Raw genomic sequence first — 23,178 nt, forward strand, 5'->3', positions numbered from 1 at the left:
CAGCAAGGGGGAAACCGTCATGTCCCGCAAGGCCGCCGTCGTCGCCCTGACCGCCCTCGCCCCGATCTCCTGGGGCTCCACCTACTTCGTCACCACCGAGTTCCTGCCGCCCGACCGGCCCCTCTTCACCGGCCTGATGCGCGCCCTGCCCGCCGGACTCCTGCTCCTGGCGCTCACCCGCAAGCTCCCGCAGGGCGCCTGGTGGTGGAAGTCCGCCGTCCTCGGAGCCCTCAACATCGGCGCCTTCTTCCCGCTCCTCTTCCTCGCGGCCTACCGACTCCCGGGCGGCGTCGCCGCCGTCGTCGGCTCCGTCGGCCCGCTCTTCGTCGTCGGCCTCGCCGCGCTCTTCCTGGGCGACAGGCCCACGCCGAAGACGCTGATCACCGCCGTCGCCGCCGCCTTCGGCGTCAGCCTCGTGGTCCTCAAGGCCGGGGCCGCGCTCGACCTCGTCGGCGTGATCGCCGGACTGCTCTCCTCCCTCTCGATGTCGGCGGGCGTCGTCTTCACCAAGCGCTGGGGCCGCCCCGAGGGCGTCGGCGCCCTCGCGCTCACCGGCTGGCAGCTCACCGCGGGCGGCCTGATCATCCTGCCGATCGCCTTCCTGATCGAGGGCGCCCCGCCGGCCCTGACCGGCACCAACCTGGCCGGCTACGCCTACCTCGCCTTCGGCAACACCGCGATCTCCTACTTCCTCTGGTTCCGCGGCATCGAGCGGCTCAGCGCCTCCTCGGCCACCCTCCTCGGGCCCCTCTCGCCGATCACCGCGGCGATCATCGGCTGGGCGGCGCTCGGTCAGGCGCTCGGCCCGGTGCAGGTGGTCGGCATGGTCATCGCCTTCGGCGCGACCCTGGCCGGGCAGATGGGGCCCCGTACCCCGAAGGGCGGGAAGAAGACCGAATCGTTCAGCTCAGCTGAAAAGAACGGTCAGGAAGTTTCGATGGACCTGGAGGTTTCGGGGGTGCGACGGTAAGCGGCATGACCCTGATCGCAGCCCGCCACCCGACCACCACCCCAGCCGCCACCACCGCCCCCGACACTCCCGCCCCAGCCGCCACCACCGCCCCCGACAGCCCCGCCCCAGTCACCACCACCGCAGCCACCGAGAGGCCGGCGCCCGCGAGGAAGCTCGCGCGGGGCGCCGGCCTCGGCGTGCTCCTCGCCCTGCTCGCCACCGTCGTCTGGTCCGGCAGCTTCGTCGCCACCCGCGACATGGCCGACACCGTCCCGCCCGTCCAGGCCGTCTTCTGGCGCTGGATCATCGCGCTGATCGCCGTCGCCCCCTTCGCCGCCCGCCCGTTCCTGCGCCAGTGGCGGACGATCCGCCGTCACCTCGGCTTCGTCGCCCTCGCCTCCCTGTTCGGCGTCGCCCTCTACAACACCCTCGTGCACCAGGCCGGACTGACCACCTCCGCCTCCAACATGGGCATGATCATGGCCGCCTCGCCGGTGATCATGGCGGTCTACGCCCGGCTCGGCGGCGAACGCCTCGGCGCCCGCCGCGTCCTCGGCATGCTGGCCGCCGCCCTCGGCGTGCTCCTGCTCGTCGGAAAGGGCTCGCTCGCCGTCGACCTCGCCGCCGGCGACCTGTGGATGTTCGCCGCGGCCCTGTCCTTCGCCACGTACAGCGCCCTGCTCAAGCGCAAGCCCGCCGAGATCGACGGACTCGCCTTCCTCTTCACCACCTTCCTGCTCGGCGCCCTGATGCTCGCCCCCGCGTACGCCGTGTCCCTCGCCGTCCAGGGCGGGTTCACCGTCGGCGTCGCGACCGTCGGCCCCCTGCTGTACGTCGGAGTCTTCTCCTCCGCCGTCGCCTTCTTCGCCTGGAACAAGGCCATCGCCCTCATCGGCGCGGCCCGCGCGGGCGTCGTCTACTACCTCCAGCCCGTCTGCGTCGCCCTCCTGTCGTACGCGCTCCTCGGCGAACGCCTCGGCGCCCTCGGGGCCGCCTGCATGGCGCTCATCCTCGGCGGCGTGGCGCTGGCCTCCGCCACCGGGGCGCGAAAGGCCGGATAGGTTGCGCCCCATGACCGAGTGGGACATCAAGAAGCTCCAGATCCTCCGCACCCTCCGTGACCGCGGCACCGTCACCGCGACCGCCGAGGCCCTGCTCATGACCCCCTCGGCCGTGTCGCAGCAGCTCACCAACCTCGCCAAACAGCTCGGGGTGCGGCTCCTGGAGGCCCAGGGCCGCCGGGTCCGGCTCACCGACGCCGCCCATCTGGTGCTGCGGCACGCGGAAGTGGTCTTCGCCCAGCTGGAGCGCGCCGACGCCGAACTCGACGGGTACCTGCGGGGCGAGGCGGGGCAACTGCGGGTGGCGGCCTTCTCGACGGCCGTGCCCGCGCTCGTCGTCCCCGCCGTCCGGCAGCTGCGCACCGCCCACCCCGGGCTCGACCTCCGCGTCCGGGAGGCCGAGGCGGCGGAGGCGTACGAGCTGCTGACCGCGGGCGAGGTCGACCTGGCGCTCTCGCTCGCCGCCCACGCTCCCTCGGTGCGCGACCCCAAGTTCAGCCGGGTGCCGCTCCTCGCCGACCCCCTCGACGTCGCCCTGCCCGCCGGGCACCCGCTCGCCGACGCGCCCGGCCTCCGCCTCGCCGACCTCGCCGCCGAGCCGTGGATCTTCGGCGGCTCCGGCCCCTGGTCCGAGATCACCACCGCCGCCTGCGAGGCCGCCGGCTTCGTCCCCGAACAGGCCCACAGCGCCTCCGGCTGGACCACGATCCTCGCCATGGTCGAGGCCGGGATGGGGATCGCGCTCGTGCCCCGGATGGCGTCCGCCGACCGCAGGAGCGGCTCCGGGGTCGTCATGCGCGTCCTCTCCGCCGACCAGCCGCGCCGCCACGTCGTCGCGGCGGTACGGCGCGGCGCGGAGGACGGCCCGGCGACGGCCCGGGTGCTCGCCGCGCTCCGGCAGGCCGCCGCGGCCCGCGAAACCGTTCAGCAGAACTGAACGACACCATCGAAAACATTCGATGGACCGTGGAGAACGGGCGCGGGAGAGTCGGGTCATGAGCAGCTTCGACGCGAACGACGCGAACGCCGAGACCACGGACCCGCACGCCAACGACGCCGCCCCGTACTCCGGCGGCGACCCGTACGCCGACTACCGCTCCGGTGACTTCCCCTTCACCGAGCTCGTCGACCTCGCCGACCGCCGTCTCGGCGCCGGGGTCGTGGCCGCCAACGACGAGTTCTTCGCCGAGCGCGAGAACCTCCTCGTCCGCGAGCGGGCCGTCTTCGACCCGGAGCACTTCGGCCACAAGGGCAAGATCATGGACGGCTGGGAGACCCGCCGCCGCCGCGGCGCCGACGCCGACCACGTCTTCCCCGCCCCCGAGGACCACGACTGGGCGATCGTCCGCCTCGGCGCCCCCGGCGTGATCCGCGGCATCGTCGTCGACACCGCCCACTTCCGCGGCAACTACCCGCAGAAGGTCTCGATCCAGGCCACCGCCGTCGAGGGCACCCCGAGCCCCGCCGAGCTCGCCGACGCGAAGTGGGAGGAGCTCGTCCCGCCGACCCCCGTGCGCGGCCACGCCGCCAACGGCTTCACGATCGACGCCGAGCGCCGCTACACCCACCTGCGCCTCTGCCAGCACCCCGACGGCGGCATCGCCCGCCTCCGCGTCCACGGCGAGGTCGTGCCCGACCCCGAGTGGCTGGACCTCCTCGGCACCCTCGACCTGATCTCCGTACTCAACGGAGGCTCGTACGAGGACGCCTCGGACAAGTTCTACTCCTCGCCGACCCAGATCATCCTGCCCGGCACCTCCCGCAAGATGGACGACGGCTGGGAGAACCGCCGCCGCCGGGTCCGCGGCACCAACGACTGGGTCCGCTTCCGGCTCGCCGCCCAGGGCGCCGTCCGCGCCGTCGAGATCGACACCGCCTACCTCAAGGGCAACTCGGCCGGCTGGATCGCCCTCCAGGGCCGCAACGGCGAGACGGGCGAGTGGTTCGAGATCATCCCCCGGACCCGCCTCCAGCCCGACACCCTGCACCGCTTCAAGCTCCCGGCGCAGGCCGTCGTCACCCACGTCCGCCTCGACGCCTTCCCCGACGGCGGCGTCGCCCGGATGCGGCTCCACGGCACGCTGACGGAGCAGGGCGCGGCCGACCTGCGCGCCCGGTACGCGGCACTCGGCGGCTGACCCGCGGGTCCCCTCCAGAGCTTCCGCCCGGCGGCGCGGCCGCGCGCCGACGCCCGCCCGCCGGGCGGATTCCAGACGCGGCGAAGGGGCACCTCCGTGGGGGAGGGTGCCCCTTCGTCGTCGCTCCGCACGCCTGCGAAGATCATCCGGCTGTGCGCGACCGTCGAGCACCTGGGGGACCCATGAAACGATTCCGATCGACAGCGAGCAGGGGCGCGGCCCGGCTCGCGGCCGCGCTCGCCCTCGCGGCGGCACTGCTCTCCGGACTCACCGCCCCGGCCTTCGCCGAGGACGTCGTCGACCCGGCCACCGCGCCGCCGGTGCGCACGATCACGTACAACGTCTGCGGCGGGTGGGAGGAGTGCCAGAGCGACCTCGACCTGCCCACCTGGACCGCCGAACTCCGCGACCAGACCCTGGCCTGGGACACGGACGCCCTCATGCTCCAGGAGCTGTGCTTCGGCCAGTGGGCCGCCCTGCGCGACGCCCTCCCCGGCTACAGCGCCGTGTGGACGTCCGCCAGGACGTACTCGGGCTGCGACAAGTGGTCCACCGACAACCGGTTGGGCCTCGGCATCTTCGTCAAGGCTCCCGCCGTGGAGCGGTACGCGGCGGGCCTCACGGTCCCGGCCGGCCAGTCACCGCGCTCGGTCCTCTGCGCCCGGGGCCCCGTCGACGGGCGCACCACCCTGGTGTGCAACACCCACCTCGCCCAGTACATCGAGCCGGACAACGGCTCCTCGCAGGTGATGGCACGCATCGACACCTGGGCCGCCGGAGTCCCGGTGATCCTGGGCACCGACCTCAACGCGGGCACGGAGCCGGGGTACGACCCCGCTCTGAACCCGATACGCCAGGGCACGCCCGGCACCGGCCCCTTCGCCGAAGCCGACGAGAACGACCGGGACTTCTTCACCGAGGAGTGCGCCACGAGCGGCGCCGGCTCCTGCCACTCCGGCGAACCCACCGTCGCGAGCGGCAAGAAGTTCGACCACGTCTTCCTCAGCGCCCGCGACTTCCACACCGTGCGGGCCGACGCGTTCACACCCGAGTCGCCCGGAACGAAGCCCCTCTCCGACCACAAGCTGCTCCGCGCCGCCGCCCACCCGGAGACCCGTCCCGGCTCCGGCGTCGACACCGATCTGACCGGCGACGGCCGTCCCGACCTCCTCGCGGTCAAGGACGACGGCAATCTGCGGCTCTACCCCGGCACGGGCCAGGGCACCTTCGGCACGCCGCGGCTCATCGGCACCGGCGGCTGGGCCGGCGCCGTCGTCAGCCACCGCGGCGACTGGACCGGCGACGGCCGTCCCGACGTACTCGCCCGCATCGGCGCCGACCTGTGGGTCTACCCCAACACCGGCAGCGGCGATCTCGGCCCGCGCCTCGCCATGGGCGGCCGGCCCACCGGCTGGACCGGGATCACCACGCTCGCGGCGGGCGACATCGACGGCGACGGCCTGCCCGACGTCCTCGCCCGCAGCGTCACCGGCCTGTGGCTGCACCGGGGTGGCGCGCCCACGGCGGGACAGCCCGCCTTCGCCCCCAGGGCCGCCCTCTCGATCGGGGACAAGGAGTGGGCCGGGTACGACGTGCTGACGCCCGGCGACACCGACGGTGACAAGAAGGCCGACGTGTGGGCCCGGGACCGCGCGACCGGGGCCGTCAAGCAGTACCGCAGCCAGGGAACCCAGCACCTCGGCACCGACCCGACCACCCTCGACGGCGCCCCGGCGGCCGTCGCCGACCGCCGCCTCCTGCTGTCGGCCGGCGACGCGAACGGCGACGGCGCCCCCGACCTGTGGTCCACCCGCACCGCGGGCACCGCCGAGAACCTGGAGTTCCTGCCGGGCACGCCCACCGGCTTCGGCCCGGCCGTGACCATCGGCACCGGTGGCTGGCAGTGGATCGACTCCCTGGGCTGAGCCCACCGAGCACAGAGGAAGGGCCCCCGGACCGACATCGGTCCGGGGGCCCTTCCTCACCTCACCACCGCCGTCAGACGGCCGCCGCCGCGTCCGCCGCCTGCGCCTTCAGCGCACGCTCGACACCCGCGCGGCACTCCGTCACCAGACGCCGCAGCGCCGGGGCCGGGTCGTGCTCCGCGATCCAGGCGTCCGTCGCGTCCAGCGTCGCCTGCGACACCTGGAGCGTCGGGTAGAGGCCCACCACGATCTGCTGGATCATCTCGTGGCTGCGGGTCTCCGAGACGCCCTTGATCGACGCGAAGTACTTCGCCGTGTACGGGGCGAGCAGCTCGCGCTGGTCGGACTGGACGAAGCCGGCGATGACCGACTCCTGCACGGCGTTGGCCAGCTTGTCGTCCTCGACGACCGACGCCCACGCCTCGGCCTTCGCGGCCTCCGTCGGACGCGCCGCGCGCGCGGTCGCCGCGTGCCGCTCGCCCGCCGCCGTACGGTCGCGCTCCAGCTCGGCGGCGATCTCCGCCTCGTCGAAGCGGCCGGTGGCCGCGAGCCGCTGCACGAACGCCCAGCGCAGCTCGGTGTCGACGGCCAGGCCCTCGATCACCACGGAGCCGTCGAGCAGCCCCGCGAGCACGTCGAGCTCGGCGTCCGTACGGGCGGTCGCCGCGAAGGCCCGCGCCCACGCCAGCTGGTGGTCGCTGCCGCCCTCGGCGGCGCGCAGCTGCTCCTGGGCGAAGGCGCCCCAGCGCGCCAGGCCCTCGGCCCGCCACGCCGGCGCCGCGTACAGCTCGAGGGCGGCCTTGACCTGGCCCTGGAGCGACTGGACCACGCCGATGTCGGACTCCTTGGCGACACCCGAGAGCACGAGCTCCAGGTAGTCGCGGGTGGCCAGCTCGCCGTCGCGGGTCATGTCCCAGGCGGAGGCCCAGCACAGGGCGCGCGGCAGCGAGTCGGCGAAGTCGCCGAGGTGCGCGGTGACGTTGGTGAGGGACACCTCGTCGAGGCGGACCTTCGCGTACGACAGGTCGTCGTCGTTGAGGAGGACGACCGCGGGGCGGACCTTGCCCACCAGCTGCGGCACGGCGGTCAGCCCGGCCGCCTCGATGTCGAGCTCCAGACGCTCGGTGCGGACCAGCTTGCCGCTCGCGTCGAGGTCGTAGAAGCCGATGGCGATCCGGTGCGGACGCAGGACGGCCTGGCCCTTGGCGCCTGCGGGCAGCGCCGGGGCCTCCTGCTTGACGGCGAAGGCGGTGATGGCGCCGTTCTCGTCGGTCTCGATCTCCGGGCGCAGGATGTTGATGCCGGCCGTCTCCAGCCACGCCTTCGACCAGGTCTTGAGGTCACGGCCGGAGGTCTCCTCCAGCGCGCCGAGCAGGTCGGAGAGGCGCGTGTTCCCGAAGGCGTGCGCCTGGAAGTAGGCCTGCACGCCCTTGAAGAACTCGTCCTGGCCGACGTAGGCGACGAGCTGCTTCAGGACGCTCGCGCCCTTGGCGTACGTGATCCCGTCGAAGTTGACGAGCACGTCCTCCAGGTCGTTGATCTCCGCCATGATCGGGTGGGTCGACGGGAGCTGGTCCTGGCGGTAGGCCCAGGTCTTCTCCGCGTTGGCGAAGGTCGTCCAGGCGTTGGGCCAGCGGGTGCCCGCCACGGAGGCCTGGCAGGCGACCGAGGTGTACGTGGCGAACGACTCGTTCAGCCAGAGGTCGTTCCACCACTCCATGGTCACGAGGTCGCCGAACCACATGTGGGCGAGCTCGTGCAGGATCGTCTCGGCACGGCGCTCGTACGCCGCGTCCGTCACCTTCGAGCGGAAGACGTACTGGTCGCGGATGGTCACCGCGCCCGCGTTCTCCATCGCGCCCGCGTTGAACTCCGGCACGAAGAGCTGGTCGTACTTCGCGAACGGGTAGTCGTACGCGAACTTCTCCTGGAACCAGTCGAAGCCCTGGCGCGTGACGTCGAAGATGTGGTCGGCGTCGAGGAACTCGGCGAGCGACGGACGGCAGTAGATGCCGAGCGGGACGCTCTGCCCGTCCTTCTCGTACGAGGAGTGCACCGAGTGGTACGGGCCGACGATCAGCGCCGTGATGTACGTGGAGATGCGGGGGGTGGGCTCGAAGACCCAGATGTCGTCCTTCGGCGTCTCCGGCGTCGGCGAGTTGGAGATCACCGTCCAGCCCGTCGGCGCCTTCACGGTGAACTGGAAGGTCGCCTTGAGGTCGGGCTGCTCGAACGAGGCGAAGACGCGACGCGCGTCCGGCACCTCGAACTGGGTGTACAGATAGGCCTGGTCGTCGACCGGGTCGACGAAGCGGTGCAGGCCCTCACCGGTGTTGGTGTACGCGCAGTCGGCGACGACCTTGAGCTCGTTGCGGCCGGCCGACAGGTGGCGCAGGGCGATCCGGGAGTCCCGGAAGACGGCGCCGACCTCCAGCGCGTGTCCGTTGAGCACGACCTCGTGGACGGCGGGGGCGACGAGGTCGATGAAGGTCTCGGCGCCGTCCTCGGCGGAATCGAAGTGGACGGTGGTGACGGACCGGTAGGTGCCGCCCTCCTGCGCACCGGTGAGGTCGAGTTCGACCTCGTACGCGTCCACGGTCAGCAGCGCCGCCCGCTGCTTGGCCTCTTCACGGGTCAGGTTTGTGCCAGGCACCCGGTCAACTCCTCGGTTTCGTGACGTTTGGCCCATCCTTCCACGGGGTGGCTCAGCGGCGCACGGCACATTTCCACGGCCCGTCTCCGCTGATACGCAACAGCCCGGGCCCCGGCACGGGAACGCTCACCCGCACGTCGCCCGCCGCGTTGACCAGCAGCTCCTGCTCCTCGTCGTCGTAGAGCGGGTCCTGCGGCGGAGTGTGCCGGTGCACGGTGAAGCGGGACGCGCCGCGGTGCAGGAAGTCGAGGACCCCGGGCGGCCCGTCGTAGACCACCAGATCGTGCGCGTGCCCCTCGACGTGGCTGTCGAAGCGGCGCGCGTGGGAGAGGGGCAGCACCCGCAGCGTCCAGGGGGCGTCGGCGTCCACCCGCAGCGCCAGCGGCCGGGCCCGCGGGACGAGGGCGACCGTACGGGCGCGGACGTCGTCCTCGTACGCCGCGAGCAGGTAGTCCTCGGCGCGGCCGTGCGCGTCGCAGGTCTCGATGGTGGTGGAGAGCGAGTGGTACGACTCGATCTCCAGGAGCACCCAGCGGCCCGACGGCAGCCCCGGGCCGCAGCGCACGGTCTCCTTGCCGCGCCCCTGGTAGGTGACGGGCCGGAAGTCCCCGCCGTACGACTCGACCGACGGCACGGGCAGGGACACGGGCAGCGGCAGGGGGCGCGGGACGGGCGGGGCGGCGGCGGGCGCCGGCGCGGGCCGCGGCGGTACGTAGCCGGGGCCCGGGATCGGGGGCGGCGGGGGCTCGACCACGATGCCGAAGTCCGTCGCGAGCCCGGCGAGCCCGGAACCGTACCCCTGGCCGGTCGCGCGGAAGCGCCAGCCGCCGGCCTGCCGCCGGAACTCCCCGCAGACGAAGGCGGTCTCCGTCGTCGCGCCCTCCATCGGGCAGTACGCCACGGAGGTCCCGGCCGCGTCCGTGACCCGCACGTCGAGCCCGGGGACCCGCCCGAAGGCGCCCCCGTCGACGGAGGCCGCGATCACGAGCCGCCCCACGTCGGGCTCCACCCGCGCGAGGTCCAGCCAGAGCCAGTCCGCGGCCGGGCTGCCGGGCACCCCGGGCGCCGACTTCCCCAGGTGCCGCACCGCCCCCGACGGATGCGCGGCGTGGTTGCAGAAGACCAGATCGGCGTCCCCGCGGACCCGGCCCCCGGGCCCCAGGAGCAGCGCGGAGACGTCCACGTCGGGCACCCCGTACCCGGTCCGCCAGCTGACCGCGACGTGCAGGGCCTGCGGGGGCACGGCGAGGTCGGCACCCCGGGGTATCTGGGTCATGGACGAACTGTGGCACGGCCGGACATGCCGGAGGGGCGGCTCCCCGCAACGGGAAGCCGCCCCTCCGAAGTGTGTCGGGGTCAGCCCTTGAGCTCGGCCGCGACGAGCTCCGCGATCTGCACCGCGTTCAGCGCGGCGCCCTTGCGCAGGTTGTCGTTGGAGAGGAACAGCGCGAGGCCGTTCTCGACCGTCTCGTCGACGCGGATGCGGCCGACGTACGAGGCGTCCTTGCCGGCCGCCTGGAGCGGGGTCGGGATCTCGGAGAGCACGACGCCCTCGGCGTCCTTGAGCAGCTCGTAGGCGCGCTCGACGCTGATCGGGCGCTCGAAGCGCACGTTCACCTGGAGCGAGTGGCCGGAGAAGACGGGGACGCGCACGCAGGTGCCGGAGACCTTGAGCTCGGGGATCTCCAGGATCTTGCGGGACTCGTTGCGGAGCTTCTGCTCCTCGTCGGTCTCGAAGGATCCGTCGTCGACGATCGAACCGGCCAGCGGGACCACGTTGAACGCGATCGGGCGCTTGTAGACGGTGGGCTCGGGGAACGCGACGGCCTCGCCGTCGAACGCCAGCTGGTCGGCGGTCTCGGCCACGGCACACGCCTGGGTGCGCAGCTCGGCGACACCGGCCACGCCCGAGCCGGAGACGGCCTGGTAGGTGGTGGCGATCAGCGCGGTCAGGCCGGCCTCCTGGTGGAGGGGCTTGAGGACCGGCATGGCGGCCATCGTGGTGCAGTTCGGGTTGGCGATGATGCCCTTGGGACGGTCCTTGATCGCGTGCGCGTTGACCTCGGAGACGACCAGCGGGACCTCGGGGTCGCGGCGCCAGGCGGAGGAGTTGTCGATCACGACGGCGCCCTGGGAGGCGACCTTCTCGGCGAGGGCCTTGGAGGTGGCGCCACCGGCGGAGAAGAGGACGATGTCCAGGCCGGTGTAGTCGGCGGTGGAGGCGTCCTCGACCGTGACGCCGTCGACGACGGTCCCGGCGGAACGGGCGGAGGCGAAGAGCCGCAGCTCGTCGAGGGGGAACTTCCGCTCGGCCAGGATGCTGCGCATGACTGTGCCGACCTGACCGGTGGCTCCGACGATTCCGACCTTCACGGGGACTCCTCCGTACGTTTGTGCAGGGTGCTGCCGGTCCATGATGCGTATGTCCCCGGCCACCTTGTCCAATCCATTGTCCACAGGTCGGGACGTGAAAAGGGCGGGCGCCGGTTTCGGCGCCCGCCCCTTCACGTACGGGGTACTACGGGGTGACGGAGCCGATCAGGACGCTGCCGGTGCCCGCGACGGTGCCGCGGCCGTTGACCAGCTGGACCTCGCCGAAGAACTGGCGACCCTCGGGGGCCGCGCCGCCGACCAGGACCTCGGCCGCCACGGGGGCGGACGCGCCGTTGGCCAGGCTGACCGACTTCGACTCGTCGACCTTCACGGTGCCGAGCGCGGACGAGAAGAACACGTCCTTGTAGTCGTACGTGGTGCCGCCCGCGGCGTGGACCGCGTAGCCGTCGACGACGACGGTGTACGTGCCCGCGGCCGGCTTCACGAGGGAGACGGCCTCCTCGGAGTCGCCGTCCGCCGACTGGCCGACCTGCTTGCCGTTCAGGAGAACGGTGAGGTCGAGGTCGGCGGCCTTGTCCGAGGTGTTGCCGATGGCGATGTCGAGCCGCTCCACACCCTCACCGATGGTGACGGTCTTGGTCTGCTGCTCGTGGTGCTGGATGGTCGGCGTCTCGCTCTTCTGCGAGCCGAGCGAGCCGCCCTTCAGCTTGCCCTCGATGCCGGCGAAGCGGTTCGTGACCGTCCACTGGACCGCGGCCGGGGTGCCGATCTTCGCCTCCGCGACCGTCTGCACGGCCGGGTCGAAGTCGACGCCGAGGGCGGAGACGCCCAGGGTGTACGGGTTGTCCAGGTCCGGCGACGTACGGCGGGACTCGACCTCGATCTCCCAGACGCCCGGCGTCGGGTCCGCGTAGGAGCGGAGGTCCGGGCGGCACTGGTTGGCCGGGTTGTAGTGCGGGTAGCACTGCGTGGTCGCGCTGTCCTCGATGCCCACGCCGACCGGGTGGATCGAGATGAACCGGGTCTGGCTCTTCTCCTTCAGACCGGCCAGCGAGACCTCCAGCGTCTTGGCGCCCTCGGGCACGGTGACGAAGTAGGACTTGCTGCTGTTGCGCTGCACCGAGCCGGAGGCGGTGAAGCCGTAGCCCGGGGCGACCAGGTCGCTCGCGACGATCGAGGTGGCGAGGATCTGCTTGTCGACGCCCTCGGTGCGCTCGTCGTCGGCCTCCAGGATGACGCTGTGCGCACCGGCGGTGGCGGCGCGCGCCTGGAGCTTGACGGTGACCGGCTTGTTCAGCGGCAGGTCGATCTCGTCGTCGCCGAGGATGCGGAAGGTGCCGTCGTTGTACTTGAGGTCGAGCTCGTGCTCGATCGACCGGTTCGGGCCGCTCGTGCGCGTGATCGTGACGTCGTAGACGCGCTTCTGGCCGACCTTGAGGCCGCCCTCGCGGTCGTACACACCGGTGCCGGTGTGCGGGGCCGGGAAGATCACGGTGTCGACCGGGGCCTCGACCTTGTAGTCGTGCGCCGTGGCGCCGTCCTTGATCGACTCCCAGGCCTCCTCGATGTCCATGAGGCCCGAGCCCTGCTCGTGGGCCGCGACACCGGGGATGCGCTGCGCGGTGGACGTCAGCGCGGTCCGCAGGGTGAGCGGGGAGAGCGCGATGCCCTTCTGCTTCGCGGCCGAGATCAGCAGCGCGCTCGCGCCCGCCGCCTGCGGCGAGGACATCGAGGTGCCGTTGAGCATGCCGTAGCCGGCGGGCAGCGTGTAGCCCGCCTCGGCGACGCCGGCGCCGGCCTGCCAGGTCGGGATGGTGTTCACGGCCGAGCCGGGGGCGGTGATGGTCGGGGTGAAGCCGCCGTCCTCACGCGGGCCGCGCGAGGAGAAGGGGAACATGGCGTACTTCTTCTCGACGGCCGAGCCGTAGTTGGCGGCCCAGGTCTCCTTGGAGACGGCCGCGCCGACCGAGATGACCTTGTCGGCCAGGCCGGGGTCGCCGATCGTGTTGATGCCGGGGCCCTCGTTGCCGGCCGAGATGACCAGCTGGACGCCGTACTGGTCGATCAGGCGGGTGTAGAGGCGCGAACGGACGTTGTCGCCGTCGTTCTGCTGCGGCAGGCCGCCGATCGACATGTTGACGATGTCGACGCCGCGGTTGACGACGAGGTCCGTCATGCCCTCGGTGAGGGCGGTGTTGGTGCAGCCGCCGCTCCAGGTGCACGCGCGCGAGGAGACGATCTTCGCGCCGGGGGCGGCGCCGTTCATCTTCCCGCCGAAGAGGCCGTGGGCGGCGGTGATGCCGGCGACGTGCGTGCCGTGGGAGGACTCGACGAGGCCGACGTTGACGAAGTCGCGCTTCTGGCCGACCCAGGTCCCGCCGAGCGGGTCCATCGCGACGTCCTTGCGGATCTCGACGACGAACGGGGTCTTCTCGACGACCTCGGTGGCCGGGTCGTCGGTACCGAAGTAGCCGACCTGGTACCCGTCCTTGTACGGCTTCAGCGGCGCGTTGTCCGTGAAGTCGTTGTTCTGGTCGGTGTCCACGCGGACGGTTCCGGCGGCCGGGTCGTACAGCATGCCGAAGACGTCGGTGGTGTCGCCGTCCCGGTTGATGTCGCCCTTGGGGTCGCCGCCCGCGGTGACCGACTCGGTGAAGCGGCTGAACTGGAACGAGCCCGCCGGGGCCGTCCAGCTCTGCGTGGAGGCGGTGAAGACCGGGCCGGTGACCGGGGTGACCTGGGCGCGCCAGGTGGCGTCGCCCTCGGTCAGCGGGTCGGTGGCGGTGACCCAGTCGACGATCTTGCGCTCGCCGGTGGTGGTCTTCGCGAGGGCCGGGTGACCGAGGTCGACGCCGGAGTCCAGGATGCCGATGGTCACGCCCCGGCCGTCGGCCTTGGGGTGCTCCTTGACGAAGTCGACCGCGCCCGTCTCGTGCGACGGGTTGTACGGGTTCTTCGCCGGGGTGTACTTGCCCGGGGCCGGGTACGTCGTCGTGACGGTGGTGCCGTCGACGGCGCCCGTGGCCGCGCCCGCGTCCGGGGTCGGGTCGTCCAGGGCGATCTCGGCCTGGAGGTCGATCGACTGCACGGAGGCGAGCTGCGTGGCGGCCTTGATGGCGGCCTCGGCCTTCGCGGTCGGCAGGGTCGCGCGGACGTAGCCGAGCGCGTCCTGCCGCTTGCCCACGGAGGCGCCGGCGACGGCGTCGAGCTGGCCCGCGACCTGCTCGGTGGCGCCGGGGGCGGTGGCGACGAGGACGGTGACGTTCTTCTCGCCGCTCGCCTCCGCCTCGGTGAGCCGCTGGGCGTCGATGGCGCCGAGCTTGTCGGCCGGGTTCGAGGACTTCACCGGGGGAGTGGTCACCGGGGCCTCGGTGGCGAGCACGGGCGCGGCGCCGGTCGCGACGAGCGCGGCGACGAGGCCGGCAGCGGCGGCGATGCGGGCCGCGCGTCTGTGCCCGTGCGTCGAGCTTCCGGGTATGGAGCTCCGAGTTTCGGGGGTGGTCATTTACATCCCTGTTTGTGAAAGGAGAGAGTCCGGATTTCGGTGCCGGATGACCGCTCAGCCTTTCGTAAAAGACAGGGGTTTGTGGAGAGTTACCCGGGGCCGGGTTGCCGCCGAGGCGGGAACCCGCCAGCGCCAGGGATGCGCCATCGGGAAGAAAACGGTGTGAACCGGGGTGAGTTAGCGGCCCTGGAGGGCAGGGCCGGGCCGGGCCCGGGCCGGGGCGGGCCGGGGTCGGGGTCGGGGCCGGGCCGGGTCAGCTCTCCTTCGTGCGGGCGTAGTGGCGCGAGGCCTTCGCCCGGTTGCCGCAGATCGCCATCGAGCACCAGCGGCGGGTGCCGTTCCGCGAGGTGTCGAAGAAGTGCAGGATGCACGCCTCGTGGGCGCAGGCCCGGATGCGGTCGGGCGCGGTGCGCAGCAGGTCGAGGTAGTCGCGGGCGGCGGTCCAGCCGGGCCCCCAGGCGGGGTCCGCGAACTCGGCCTCCTCGCCGGGGCCTTCGGGGGTGAGGGTGGCCCGGATGCGGCCGTGGTCGAGGACGGCGTCGACGCGGGCGGTGGCGGCGGGGTCGCCGGGGGCGTCGACGAGCGCGGCGAGCGCGTCCCGGGCGGCGAGGGTGTGGAGCAGGGTGCCGGCATCGGCGGTGAACCGGCCCTCCAGGCCGTTGGCGGCGAGCCAGACGGCGAGCCCCTCGACGCCGGTGAGCAGGTCCTGGCGGACGCCCTCCTCGTTCCAGCGGGTGTTGAGCAGGTCGAGGGAGACGGGCTCGCCGGTGAGCGGTCGCGGGTCGGTGGCGGTCATGGCGGGCACCCTCCTCGGTGAACTAACCCCTCAAGAGTACGTGAGCGGTTGACGCTGCTCGCATCTAACCACTAATCTCGAAGTGAGAGGTTAGCCCGAGGGGGGCCGGCCACTGCGACGAAGGGACAGTCATGTCCGTGATCGGCACGCTCGCCACCCACCACGTCGGCCTCAACGTCACCGACCTGGAGCGCTCGCTCGCCTTCTACCGGGACGTCCTCGGCTTCGACGTCCTCGGCGAGGGCAAGGAGGAGGGCAGCCGCTTCGCCTTCCTCGGCCAGGACGGCCGCCTGGTCCTCACCCTCTGGCAGCAGGCCGAGGGCACGTACGACTCCGGCCGCCCGGGACTGCACCACCTCGCCTTCGAGGTCGAGTCCGTCCAGCAGGTCCGCGCCGCCGAGGCCGCGCTCACCGCGAGCGGCGCCACCTTCGCGTACGAGGGCGTCGTCGCCCACCACGAGGGCGCGGCCTCCGGCGGCATCTTCTTCCACGACCCGGACGGCACCCGCCTGGAGATCTCCACCCCGAAGCTCCCGGAAGAGGCCGAGGCCCCGTCGGGCACGGCCCCCACCTGCGGCTTCTTCTAGCCGGACCTAGTTGTGGGCATGCGTTCCGCCGGGGCGGAACGGGTGGGCACAACCCGAACGCGCCACCCGCGCCCAGGCCCCGTACATCCCGCGACCCGCACCTCTGGAGGACCCGTCATGGGCGTCGCCTATCACTCCGGCTCCCTCGCCCTGCAGTCCCGCTTCGGCGTCCGCGACCTCGCCGAACACGTGGGCCGCTCCATCACCCCCGGCATCCGCCCCGTCGCCGCCGCCTTTCTCCAGGCCCAGCCGATGCTGGTGATCGGCGCCGCCGACCCCGAAGGGCGGGTCTGGTCGACCCTGCTCACCGGCGCCCCCGGCTTCACCCGGGCCACCGGCCCGCACACCGTCTCCGTCGCCGGCGGCGTCCCCGCCCACGACCCGCTCGCCGCCGCCGTCACCACCGGGGGCACCCCCGTCGGCACCCTCGCCCTCGACCCCCGCACCCGCCGCCGCATGCGCCTCAACGGCATCGCCCGGCCCAGTGCACGCGGGTTCACGATCGAGGCCGAGCAGGTCTTCTCCAACTGCCCGAAGTACCTGCAGAAGCGGGAGCTGTACGGCTCCGGGGCCGCCGCCCTCCCCGAGTCCGGTGCCGTGCGGCACGGCGAGGTGCTCAACCCCGACCAGGTGCGCCGCGTCCGTGCCGCCGACACCTTCTTCGTCGCCACCGCCGCGCCCGACGGCGTCGACGCGAGCCACCGCGGCGGCAACCCGGGCTTCGTCCGGGTCGACGCGCCCCGGGAGATCAGCTGGCGGGACTACCCCGGCAACGCGATGTTCCTGACCTTGGGCAACCTGGAGGAGGACGGCCGCGCCGGCCTGCTCTTCCTCGACTGGGAGACGGGGACGACCCTCCAGCTCAGCGGCCTCGCGCACACCGAGTACGGCCCCGAGGGGCGGGTCACCCGCTTCCGGATCGACCGCACGGTCGAGACCCCGGCCGGCAGCCCCCTGCGCTGGTCCGCACCGGAGTACTCCCCGGCCAACCCGATCACGCCCTGACCGGACCACGCCCCGACCCGGCCGCGTCCGGACTCGATCGCGCCCCGACCCGACCACCCCTGACCCGAGGACCGCCCGTGCCCACCACCCCGGCCCCCGCGACGACCACCACCACGCCCACGCCCGCGACCACGGCTCCGGACCCCGCGACCACGGCCCCCGAAGTACCCGCGGCGGCAGCCCCCGAAGGCCCCGTCGCCCCCACGCGCCCCCGGCCCGGACCCCCCGCCCGCCCCCGCCCCCGCGTCCTCCTCGGCGGCACCGCCGCCGCCGTCACCGGGCTCCTCCTCCTGGTCGCCGTCGGCACGCTCCTCCACCAGCCCCTGCTCATCCCGCCGCTCGCGGCGAGCATGGCGCTGGTCGCAGGCGCCCCCGACCTGCCGCTCTCCCAGCCGCGCTCCGTCATCGGCGGTCAACTGCTCTCCGCCCTCACCGGTTTCGCGGTCCTCGCCGTCGCCGGCCCCGGCCTCTGGGGCGCCGCGGTCGCGGGCGGCCTCGCCCTCGGCGTGATGCAGTGCGCCCGCACCCCGCACTCGCCGGCCGCGGCCACCGCCGTGATCGTCGCCCTCCAGTCCCCGCCGTTCTGGTCGTTTCTCGGCCTTCTCGCCCTCGCCTCCCTCCTCCTGGTCGCGGTCGGCCTCGGCGGCGCCCGTGCCGCGGGCCGGACGTACCCGGCGTACTGGTTCTAACCTCGGTGCATGAAGCAGGACTTGAGGGTGGCGGCCTACGCCGTGTGCGTTCGTGACGACGAGGTCCTCCTCGCCCGCTGGGTGTCGAGCGACGGCACCAAGCGGTGGACCCTGCCGGGCGGCGGAATGGACCACGGCGAGGAGCCCGTCGACGCCGTCGTCCGCGAGGTCGAGGAGGAGACCGGGTACCTCACCGAACCCACCGCCCTCCTCGGCATCGACTCGATCCGCCGGAGCTGGATCCGCCGCCTCGGCGTTCCCGGTGACTTCCAGGGCCTGCGGATCATCTACGAGGCGCAGGTCACCGGGGGTGCGCTGCGCAACGAGACCGGCGGCTCCACGGACCTCGCCGCCTGGCATCCGCTCGACACCGTCCCCGGTCTGCCCCGCGTCGACCTCGTCGACATCGGCCTCGACCTGTGGCGCGAGCGGCCCCCGGTCGGCCGCTCCCGTCTCGCCGATCCGTCGAACGACTGACTTCTCCGCCGAACGGCTGAAAGAGGCTCAACCACCGCGCTCCCGCTCAACCGTCGCGGCAACCCCCGCGGTCCTCCCCGCCGACCGCAGCACAGCGTTCGCAGGACAGCGTTCGCAGCACAGCGTTCGCAGGACCAGAACAGCAACAGGGGAGCCCGCATGTCAGCCGTACGCACCGCCCGCACCGTCGTCGCCGCCACCCTGGTGGCCGGCCTCGCCGCCACCGCCCTCGCCGCACCCGCCCTGGCGGCACCCGCGCCCGCGCCGGTGAAGCAGGACCACGCGGCCACCCAGCAGGCGCTCCAGGCGGCGGTCGACGCCGGAGTGCCCGGCGCCGTCGCCCAGGCCCGCGACGGGCGGACCGCCTGGACCGGCACCGCCGGCGAGCGCAAGGGCGACGACCGCTACCGCGTCGGTTCCATCACCAAGACCTTCGTCGCCACCGTCCTCCTCCAGCTCCAGGCCGAGGGCCGCATCGACCTCGACGACCCGGTCGAGAAGTGGCTGCCCGGAGTCGTCCAGGGCAACGGCCACGACGGCCGGAAGATCACCGTCCGCCAGCTGCTCAACCACACCAGCGGCGTCTACAGCGTCACCGCCGACCCCGGCTTCCAGGAGAAGGTCTTCGGCCCCGGCTTCCTGGAGCACCGCTACGACCGCTGGACCCCGAAGCAGCTCGTCGACATCGCGATGACCCACGCACCGGACTTCGCCCCCGGCACCGCTTGGAACTACTCCAACACCAACTACGTCCTGGCCGGCATGGTGATCGAGAAGGTCACGGGCCGCCCGTACGGCAAGGCGGTCGAGAACCGGATCATCAAGCCGCTCAAGCTCCGCGCCACCAGCGTCCCCGGCACCGACGTGCGGATGCCGAAGCCGAGTTCACCGGCCTGGTCCACGCTCAACTCCGACGCCGGCCCGAACGCGCCGGTCCACGACGTCAGCCGGCTCAGCCCCACCATCGCCTACGCGGCCGGCGAGATGATCTCCGACTCGAACGACCTCCAGACCTTCTACCGCGCCCTGCTCAAGGGCCGGCTCCTCCCGAAGGCCGAACTGAAGGAGATGACCACCACGGTTCCGATCTCTCCCGAACTTCCCGGAACGGAGTACGGACTCGGGCTCATGAAGCAGAAGCTGAGCTGCGGCCAGGAGATCTGGGGCCACGGCGGCGGCATCCACGGCTCCTCCTCCGACGCCCAGGCCACCCGGGACGGCAACCACTCGATCGCCCTGAACTTCAACGCCGACTGGACGGGCGACACCCAGGCCGTCGTGGAAGGCGAGTTCTGCGGCTGACGCGGCCGACCCCTCAGCGCGGCAGGACGACGACATACGCACCGGGCTTCCGGTCCGCCGCGGCCATCAGGGCCGTACGGACCACGGTGGCCTGCTGGTCGAGGGCCTCGCGCAGCTTGCGCGGGGTCAGATGGACGACCGTGATGCCGAGCCGCTCCAGGTGCTCGCGCTTGCGGGTGTACTCGGACCACAGCGCGTCGTCGTCCTGCCGCGGCGCCCGGGTGTCCAGCTCGACGGCGACCGCCTGGTCCGGCCAGTAGGCGTCCACCCCGCCCAGGTGCGGGCCGCCCGGCAGCCGCAGGTCCACGTTCCACAGCGGGTCCGGCAGGGCGAACTCCCGCACCATCTCGTACAGCCGCTCCTCGGAGAGCGAGCGCCCCTCCGCGAGGAGCGTGTCCACCGCGTCCACCACGTGCGGCCGGGTCAGCAGCCGGGCCCGGCTCAACTCCCGCACGATCGCGGCCGGTTCGCAGTGGCCGCCGCGGACCGCCTCGGTGAGCAGCCGGCGGACGGTCTCGGCGTCCGAGAGGCCCGCGACCGCGTCGGCGACGGCACGGGCGGCGGGGGCGACGGGGACGCCGGTGAGCTCCACGGGCTCGGGGTGCTCGACGGCGCGCACCACCCGCACCCAGCCGGTGGAGCGCAGCCGCCGGGTGCGCGGGACCAGCACGTCGATCCGGTCCAGGGCGGTGAGCGGGGGAGCGGACGAGAAGCGGTGCAGGGTCAGCGCGGCGAGTCCGGTGATCATCGCCTCGGGGCCCTGGAGGGGGACGGTCCCGGCCCGACGGGCGTACAGGAGCGCGGCGTTGAGCCGGTCCTCGCTGGTCGGGGGGCCGGGCTGGAGGAGGAAGACGCCCGGGAGGAGCTGCTGCCAGCCGCCGCCGGGCCGGCAGCGCGCGGCGACCTCGCCGGCGGGAACGCCCTGGGTCCTCAACTGGGCGGCGGACGCGAGCCGTTGGGTGCGTCCCGTGCGGGAGGCGAGGGGGAGGGGGCGGGGGGTGATGGGGGTGTTGTGGTTCATGCCGGGGGTCTTCCGCTCCCGAAGGCTCCCCTAACCCCTGTTACACACTCGTCGACATTTAGGGACAACCTCGCCCTAAAGTACGCGCGTTCGAGTGCCGATGAGGGTCCGCCCGCCGTCCGAGGTGTTCCGAGGTGCTACGCCGCGAGCCCGTCGCAGGCCTGCGCCCGCAGCGCCCGCGCCAGGTCGTCCCGCGCCTCCAGGACGAGGCGGCGCAGCGCCGGCGCAGCCGACTCGTGCGCCGTCAGCCAGGCGTCCGCCGCGGCCAGCGTCTCGTCACTGTCCTGGAGCCCCGGGAAGAGGCCCTTGACCACGTCCATGCCGATCTGGATCGACCGGTCGGCCCACAGCCGCTCGATCGCCGCGAAGTACTTCTCCGCGTACGGGGCGATCAGCTCGCGCTGCGAGGGCTGGACGAAGCCCGCGATCGTCGCCTCCACCAGCGCGTTCGACAGGGTGTCCGACTCGACGACCTGCGCCCACGCCTGTGCCTTGACGGCCGCCGAGGGCCGCGAGGCCAGCAGGCGCACCTGGTGCCGCTTGCCCGTCGCCGTGTCGTCGCGGGACAGCTCCTCGCCGATCCGCCCCTCGTCCGCCCGGCCGTGCACGGCCAGCGGGGAGAGCAGCGCCCAGCGCAGCTCCTGGTCGACGTCGAGCCCGTCGATCTTCGCGGTGCCGTCGAGCAGCCCCTCCAGGAGCTGGAAGTCGGCGTCCGTGCCGGCCGTGGCCGCGAAGAACCGCGCCCAGGTCAGCTGGTGCTCGCTGCCCGGCTCGGCCACCCGCAGCTCGCGCAGACCGCCCTCGGCGAGCAGGCGCCCGCCCTCTTCGCGCCACGCGGGCGTCGCGTAGAGGGTGACGGCCGACTTCGCCCAGGCGTGCACCATCTGGAGCACGCCGATGTCGGTCTCGCGGCCCGCGAAGGCGAGCGCGACGGAGACGAAGTCCCGGGCGGGCATCAGGCCGTCGCGGGTCAGGTTCCACAGCGCCGACCAGCACAGGGCGCGGGCCAGCGGGTCGGTGATGTCGCCGAGGTGCGCGCGCAGGGTGGCGAGCGAGCCCTCGTCGAAGCGGATCTTGCAGTAGGTCAGGTCGTCGTCGTTGACGAGCACCAGGTCGGGCTTCTCCTCGCCCGCCAGCTCCGCGACGACCGTCCGGGCGCCGGTGATGTCGGCCTCGGCGCGCGCGAAGCGCACGAGGTCGCCGTCGGCCGACAGCCGGTAGAGACCGACCGCCGCCCGGTGCGGACGGAGCTCGTCGCCCTCCTGGAGGACGGCGAGCTCGGTGATCCGGCCCTCCGCGTCGTAGGTGACGGCCGGCGTCAGGCTGTTCACGCCGGAGGTCTGGAGCCAGGACTTCGCCCAGGCCTTCATGTCGCGGCCCGAGGTCTCCTCCAGGATCGAGAGGAGGTCGGCGAGGCGCGTGTTCCCGTAGGCGTGGCGCTTGAAGTAGCGGCGCGCGCCCTCCAGGAACGCGTCCCGGCCCGCGTACGCCACGAGCTGCTTCAGCACCGACGCGCCCTTGGCGTACGTGATGCCGTCGAAGTTGAGCTTGGCGTCCTCCAGGTCACGGATGTCGGCCGTGATCGGGTGCGTGGACGGCAGCTGGTCGGCGCGGTACGCCCAGGCCTTGCGGTTGTTGGCGAAGGTGACCCAGCTGTTGGTGAAGCGGGTCGCCTCGGCGTTCACGAAGGAGCCCATGAAGTCCGCGAAGGACTCCTTCAGCCACAGGTCGTCCCACCACACCATGGTGACCAGGTCGCCGAACCACATGTGCGCCATCTCGTGGAGGATGACGTTGGCCCGGCTCTCGTACGCGGCCTGCGTGACCTTGCCCCGGTAGATGTACTCCTCGCGGAAGGTCACCATGCCCGGGTTCTCCATCGCGCCGAGGTTGTACTCGGGGACGAAGGCCTGGTCGTACTTCCCGAAGGGGTACGGGTAGTCGAAGTTGTCGTGGAAGAAGTCGAAGCCCTGCTTGGTGATCAGGAAGACGTCGTCCGCGTCGAAGTGCTTCGCGAGGCTCTTGCGGCACATCGCGCCGAGCGGGATCGTCAGGTCGCCGCGCTCGTAGCTGTCGGTCACGTAGTGGTACGGGCCCGCCACGACGCAGGTGATGTACGTGGAGATCGGCGCCGTCTCGGCGAACCGCCACACACCCTCGGCGTCCTGCTCCCCGGCGCCGTTCGACCAGACCGTCCACCCCTCGGGCGCGGTCACCGCGAAGCGGTACGGGGCCTTGAGGTCGGGCTGCTCGAAGTTCGCGTACACGCGGCGGGCGTCGGCCGGCTCGTACTGCGTGTAGAGGTAGACCTCGCCGTCCTCCGGGTCGACGAAGCGGTGCATGCCCTCGCCGGTCCGGCTGTAGGCGCACTGCGCGTCCACCACCAGCACGTTCTCGTCGGCGAGACCGTCGACGGCGATCCGCGAGCCGTCGAAGACGACGGCCGGGTCCAGGGCGCGGCCGTTGAGGGTGACCGCGTTCACGGACGGGGCGATCAGGTCGACGAACCTGCTCGTGCCCTCGCCGGTGCGCCGGAAGCGAATCGTCGTCTCCGAGCGGAAGGTGCGCACCGCCTCGGCGGAGTCGCCGACCGCCGAACGCAGGTCGAGGACGACCTCGTACCCGTCGACGGACAGCAGCGCGGCCCGCTCGTGGGCCTCGTCGCGGGACAGATTCTCACCGGGCACGGTCACTCCTTCGTGGCACGTTCGAAACAGCAGCGATTCTCCCATG

Annotated in this window: 17 protein-coding genes; 10 read left to right on the forward strand and 7 right to left on the reverse strand. The window is 72.6% G+C overall.

What is annotated here, in order from left to right:
- Positions 1–19 precede the first annotated feature (19 nt).
- The 5 genes from ACFC0G_RS22210 to ACFC0G_RS22230 all read left to right on the forward strand — a co-directional run bounded on the left by ACFC0G_RS22210 (position 20) and on the right by ACFC0G_RS22230 (position 6,076).
- Positions 20–970: an EamA family transporter gene (locus tag ACFC0G_RS22210; RefSeq protein ID WP_376405820.1), complete on the forward strand. Its 951-nt coding sequence runs from the start codon at positions 20–22 to the stop codon at positions 968–970.
- Between the two features lie 5 nt (positions 971–975).
- Positions 976–2,013 (forward strand): DMT family transporter, encoded by a 1,038-nt coding sequence (locus ACFC0G_RS22215; protein WP_376405822.1) that lies wholly within the window; start codon positions 976–978, stop codon positions 2,011–2,013.
- Between the two features lie 10 nt (positions 2,014–2,023).
- Positions 2,024–2,950: a LysR family transcriptional regulator gene (locus ACFC0G_RS22220; RefSeq protein ID WP_376405824.1), complete on the forward strand. Its 927-nt coding sequence runs from the start codon at positions 2,024–2,026 to the stop codon at positions 2,948–2,950.
- 58 nt (positions 2,951–3,008) lie between these two features.
- Positions 3,009–4,151 carry an allantoicase gene (gene alc, locus ACFC0G_RS22225; RefSeq protein WP_376405826.1) on the forward strand — a complete coding sequence of 381 codons (1,143 nt, stop codon included), beginning with the start codon at positions 3,009–3,011 and terminating at the stop codon, positions 4,149–4,151.
- A 182-nt stretch (positions 4,152–4,333) separates the two neighbouring features.
- Entirely contained in the window at positions 4,334–6,076 is a 1,743-nt protein-coding gene (locus ACFC0G_RS22230; RefSeq protein WP_376405828.1) for an FG-GAP-like repeat-containing protein, read from the forward strand.
- A 73-nt stretch (positions 6,077–6,149) separates the two neighbouring features.
- Here the strand turns inward: ACFC0G_RS22230 and pepN (ACFC0G_RS22235) are convergent, their stop codons facing one another.
- The 5 genes from pepN (ACFC0G_RS22235) to ACFC0G_RS22255 form a co-directional block, all read right to left on the reverse strand.
- Positions 6,150–8,729: an aminopeptidase N gene (gene pepN, locus ACFC0G_RS22235; protein WP_376405830.1), complete on the reverse strand. Its 2,580-nt coding sequence runs from the start codon at positions 8,727–8,729 to the stop codon at positions 6,150–6,152.
- Between the two features lie 52 nt (positions 8,730–8,781).
- Positions 8,782–10,005, reverse strand: coding sequence for a TerD family protein (locus tag ACFC0G_RS22240; protein WP_376405832.1), 1,224 nt, complete (start codon positions 10,003–10,005; stop codon positions 8,782–8,784).
- A gap of 80 nt (positions 10,006–10,085) precedes the next feature.
- The gene (locus ACFC0G_RS22245) at positions 10,086–11,102 is read right to left on the reverse strand and encodes an aspartate-semialdehyde dehydrogenase (protein WP_376405834.1); all 1,017 of its coding nucleotides are present in this window, start codon (positions 11,100–11,102) and stop codon (positions 10,086–10,088) included.
- A gap of 145 nt (positions 11,103–11,247) precedes the next feature.
- The gene (locus ACFC0G_RS22250; protein ID WP_376405836.1) at positions 11,248–14,568 is read right to left on the reverse strand and encodes a S8 family serine peptidase; all 3,321 of its coding nucleotides are present in this window, start codon (positions 14,566–14,568) and stop codon (positions 11,248–11,250) included.
- 253 nt (positions 14,569–14,821) lie between these two features.
- On the reverse strand, positions 14,822–15,364 hold the full coding sequence (locus tag ACFC0G_RS22255) for a CGNR zinc finger domain-containing protein (protein ID WP_376405838.1): 543 nt from the start codon (positions 15,362–15,364) through the stop codon (positions 14,822–14,824).
- Positions 15,365–15,495: 131 nt separating this feature from the next.
- Between ACFC0G_RS22255 and ACFC0G_RS22260 the strand changes: the two genes are divergently transcribed.
- The 5 genes from ACFC0G_RS22260 (at position 15,496) to ACFC0G_RS22280 (ending at position 19,424) form a co-directional block, all read left to right on the forward strand.
- On the forward strand, positions 15,496–15,951 hold the full coding sequence (locus tag ACFC0G_RS22260) for a VOC family protein (RefSeq protein WP_376405840.1): 456 nt from the start codon (positions 15,496–15,498) through the stop codon (positions 15,949–15,951).
- A 117-nt stretch (positions 15,952–16,068) separates the two neighbouring features.
- Positions 16,069–16,956, forward strand: a complete 888-nt coding sequence (locus ACFC0G_RS22265; protein WP_376405842.1) for a pyridoxamine 5'-phosphate oxidase family protein — start codon at positions 16,069–16,071, stop codon at positions 16,954–16,956.
- Between the two features lie 77 nt (positions 16,957–17,033).
- Entirely contained in the window at positions 17,034–17,645 is a 612-nt protein-coding gene (locus ACFC0G_RS22270; RefSeq protein WP_376405844.1) for an HPP family protein, read from the forward strand.
- A 9-nt stretch (positions 17,646–17,654) separates the two neighbouring features.
- On the forward strand, positions 17,655–18,122 hold the full coding sequence (locus ACFC0G_RS22275; protein ID WP_376405846.1) for an NUDIX hydrolase: 468 nt from the start codon (positions 17,655–17,657) through the stop codon (positions 18,120–18,122).
- Between the two features lie 159 nt (positions 18,123–18,281).
- Positions 18,282–19,424 (forward strand): serine hydrolase domain-containing protein, encoded by a 1,143-nt coding sequence (locus ACFC0G_RS22280; protein WP_376405848.1) that lies wholly within the window; start codon positions 18,282–18,284, stop codon positions 19,422–19,424.
- A gap of 13 nt (positions 19,425–19,437) precedes the next feature.
- On the opposite strand, the gene ACFC0G_RS22285 is transcribed toward ACFC0G_RS22280, so the two are convergent.
- Together ACFC0G_RS22285 and pepN (ACFC0G_RS22290) are read right to left on the reverse strand one after the other, a co-directional pair.
- On the reverse strand, positions 19,438–20,445 hold the full coding sequence (locus ACFC0G_RS22285; protein WP_376405850.1) for a hypothetical protein: 1,008 nt from the start codon (positions 20,443–20,445) through the stop codon (positions 19,438–19,440).
- 137 nt (positions 20,446–20,582) lie between these two features.
- Positions 20,583–23,132, reverse strand: a complete 2,550-nt coding sequence (gene pepN, locus ACFC0G_RS22290) for an aminopeptidase N (protein WP_376405852.1) — start codon at positions 23,130–23,132, stop codon at positions 20,583–20,585.
- Between the last annotated feature and the right edge of the window lie 46 nt (positions 23,133–23,178).

The sequence above is a fragment of the Streptomyces sp. NPDC056169 genome (assembly GCF_042268445.1).
In the GTDB taxonomy this organism is placed as follows: domain Bacteria; phylum Actinomycetota; class Actinomycetes; order Streptomycetales; family Streptomycetaceae; genus Streptomyces.

What these genes read in the sequence shown, in the direction of transcription:
- ACFC0G_RS22210 (WP_376405820.1), top strand. Translation starts at nt 20, where the DNA reads ATGTCCCGCAAGGCCGCCGTCGTCGCCCTGACCGCCCTCGCCCCGATC.
- ACFC0G_RS22275 (WP_376405846.1), top strand. Translation starts at nt 17,655, where the DNA reads ATGAAGCAGGACTTGAGGGTGGCGGCCTACGCCGTGTGCGTTCGTGAC.
- ACFC0G_RS22285 (WP_376405850.1), bottom strand. Translation starts at nt 20,445, where the DNA reads ATGAACCACAACACCCCCATCACCCCCCGCCCCCTCCCCCTCGCCTCC.
- ACFC0G_RS22215 (WP_376405822.1), top strand. Translation starts at nt 976, where the DNA reads ATGACCCTGATCGCAGCCCGCCACCCGACCACCACCCCAGCCGCCACC.
- ACFC0G_RS22230 (WP_376405828.1), top strand. Translation starts at nt 4,334, where the DNA reads ATGAAACGATTCCGATCGACAGCGAGCAGGGGCGCGGCCCGGCTCGCG.
- ACFC0G_RS22265 (WP_376405842.1), top strand. Translation starts at nt 16,069, where the DNA reads ATGGGCGTCGCCTATCACTCCGGCTCCCTCGCCCTGCAGTCCCGCTTC.
- ACFC0G_RS22280 (WP_376405848.1), top strand. Translation starts at nt 18,282, where the DNA reads ATGTCAGCCGTACGCACCGCCCGCACCGTCGTCGCCGCCACCCTGGTG.
- ACFC0G_RS22220 (WP_376405824.1), top strand. Translation starts at nt 2,024, where the DNA reads ATGACCGAGTGGGACATCAAGAAGCTCCAGATCCTCCGCACCCTCCGT.
- ACFC0G_RS22250 (WP_376405836.1), bottom strand. Translation starts at nt 14,568, where the DNA reads ATGACCACCCCCGAAACTCGGAGCTCCATACCCGGAAGCTCGACGCAC.
- alc (WP_376405826.1), top strand. Translation starts at nt 3,009, where the DNA reads ATGAGCAGCTTCGACGCGAACGACGCGAACGCCGAGACCACGGACCCG.
- ACFC0G_RS22260 (WP_376405840.1), top strand. Translation starts at nt 15,496, where the DNA reads ATGTCCGTGATCGGCACGCTCGCCACCCACCACGTCGGCCTCAACGTC.
- ACFC0G_RS22240 (WP_376405832.1), bottom strand. Translation starts at nt 10,005, where the DNA reads ATGACCCAGATACCCCGGGGTGCCGACCTCGCCGTGCCCCCGCAGGCC.
- ACFC0G_RS22255 (WP_376405838.1), bottom strand. Translation starts at nt 15,364, where the DNA reads ATGACCGCCACCGACCCGCGACCGCTCACCGGCGAGCCCGTCTCCCTC.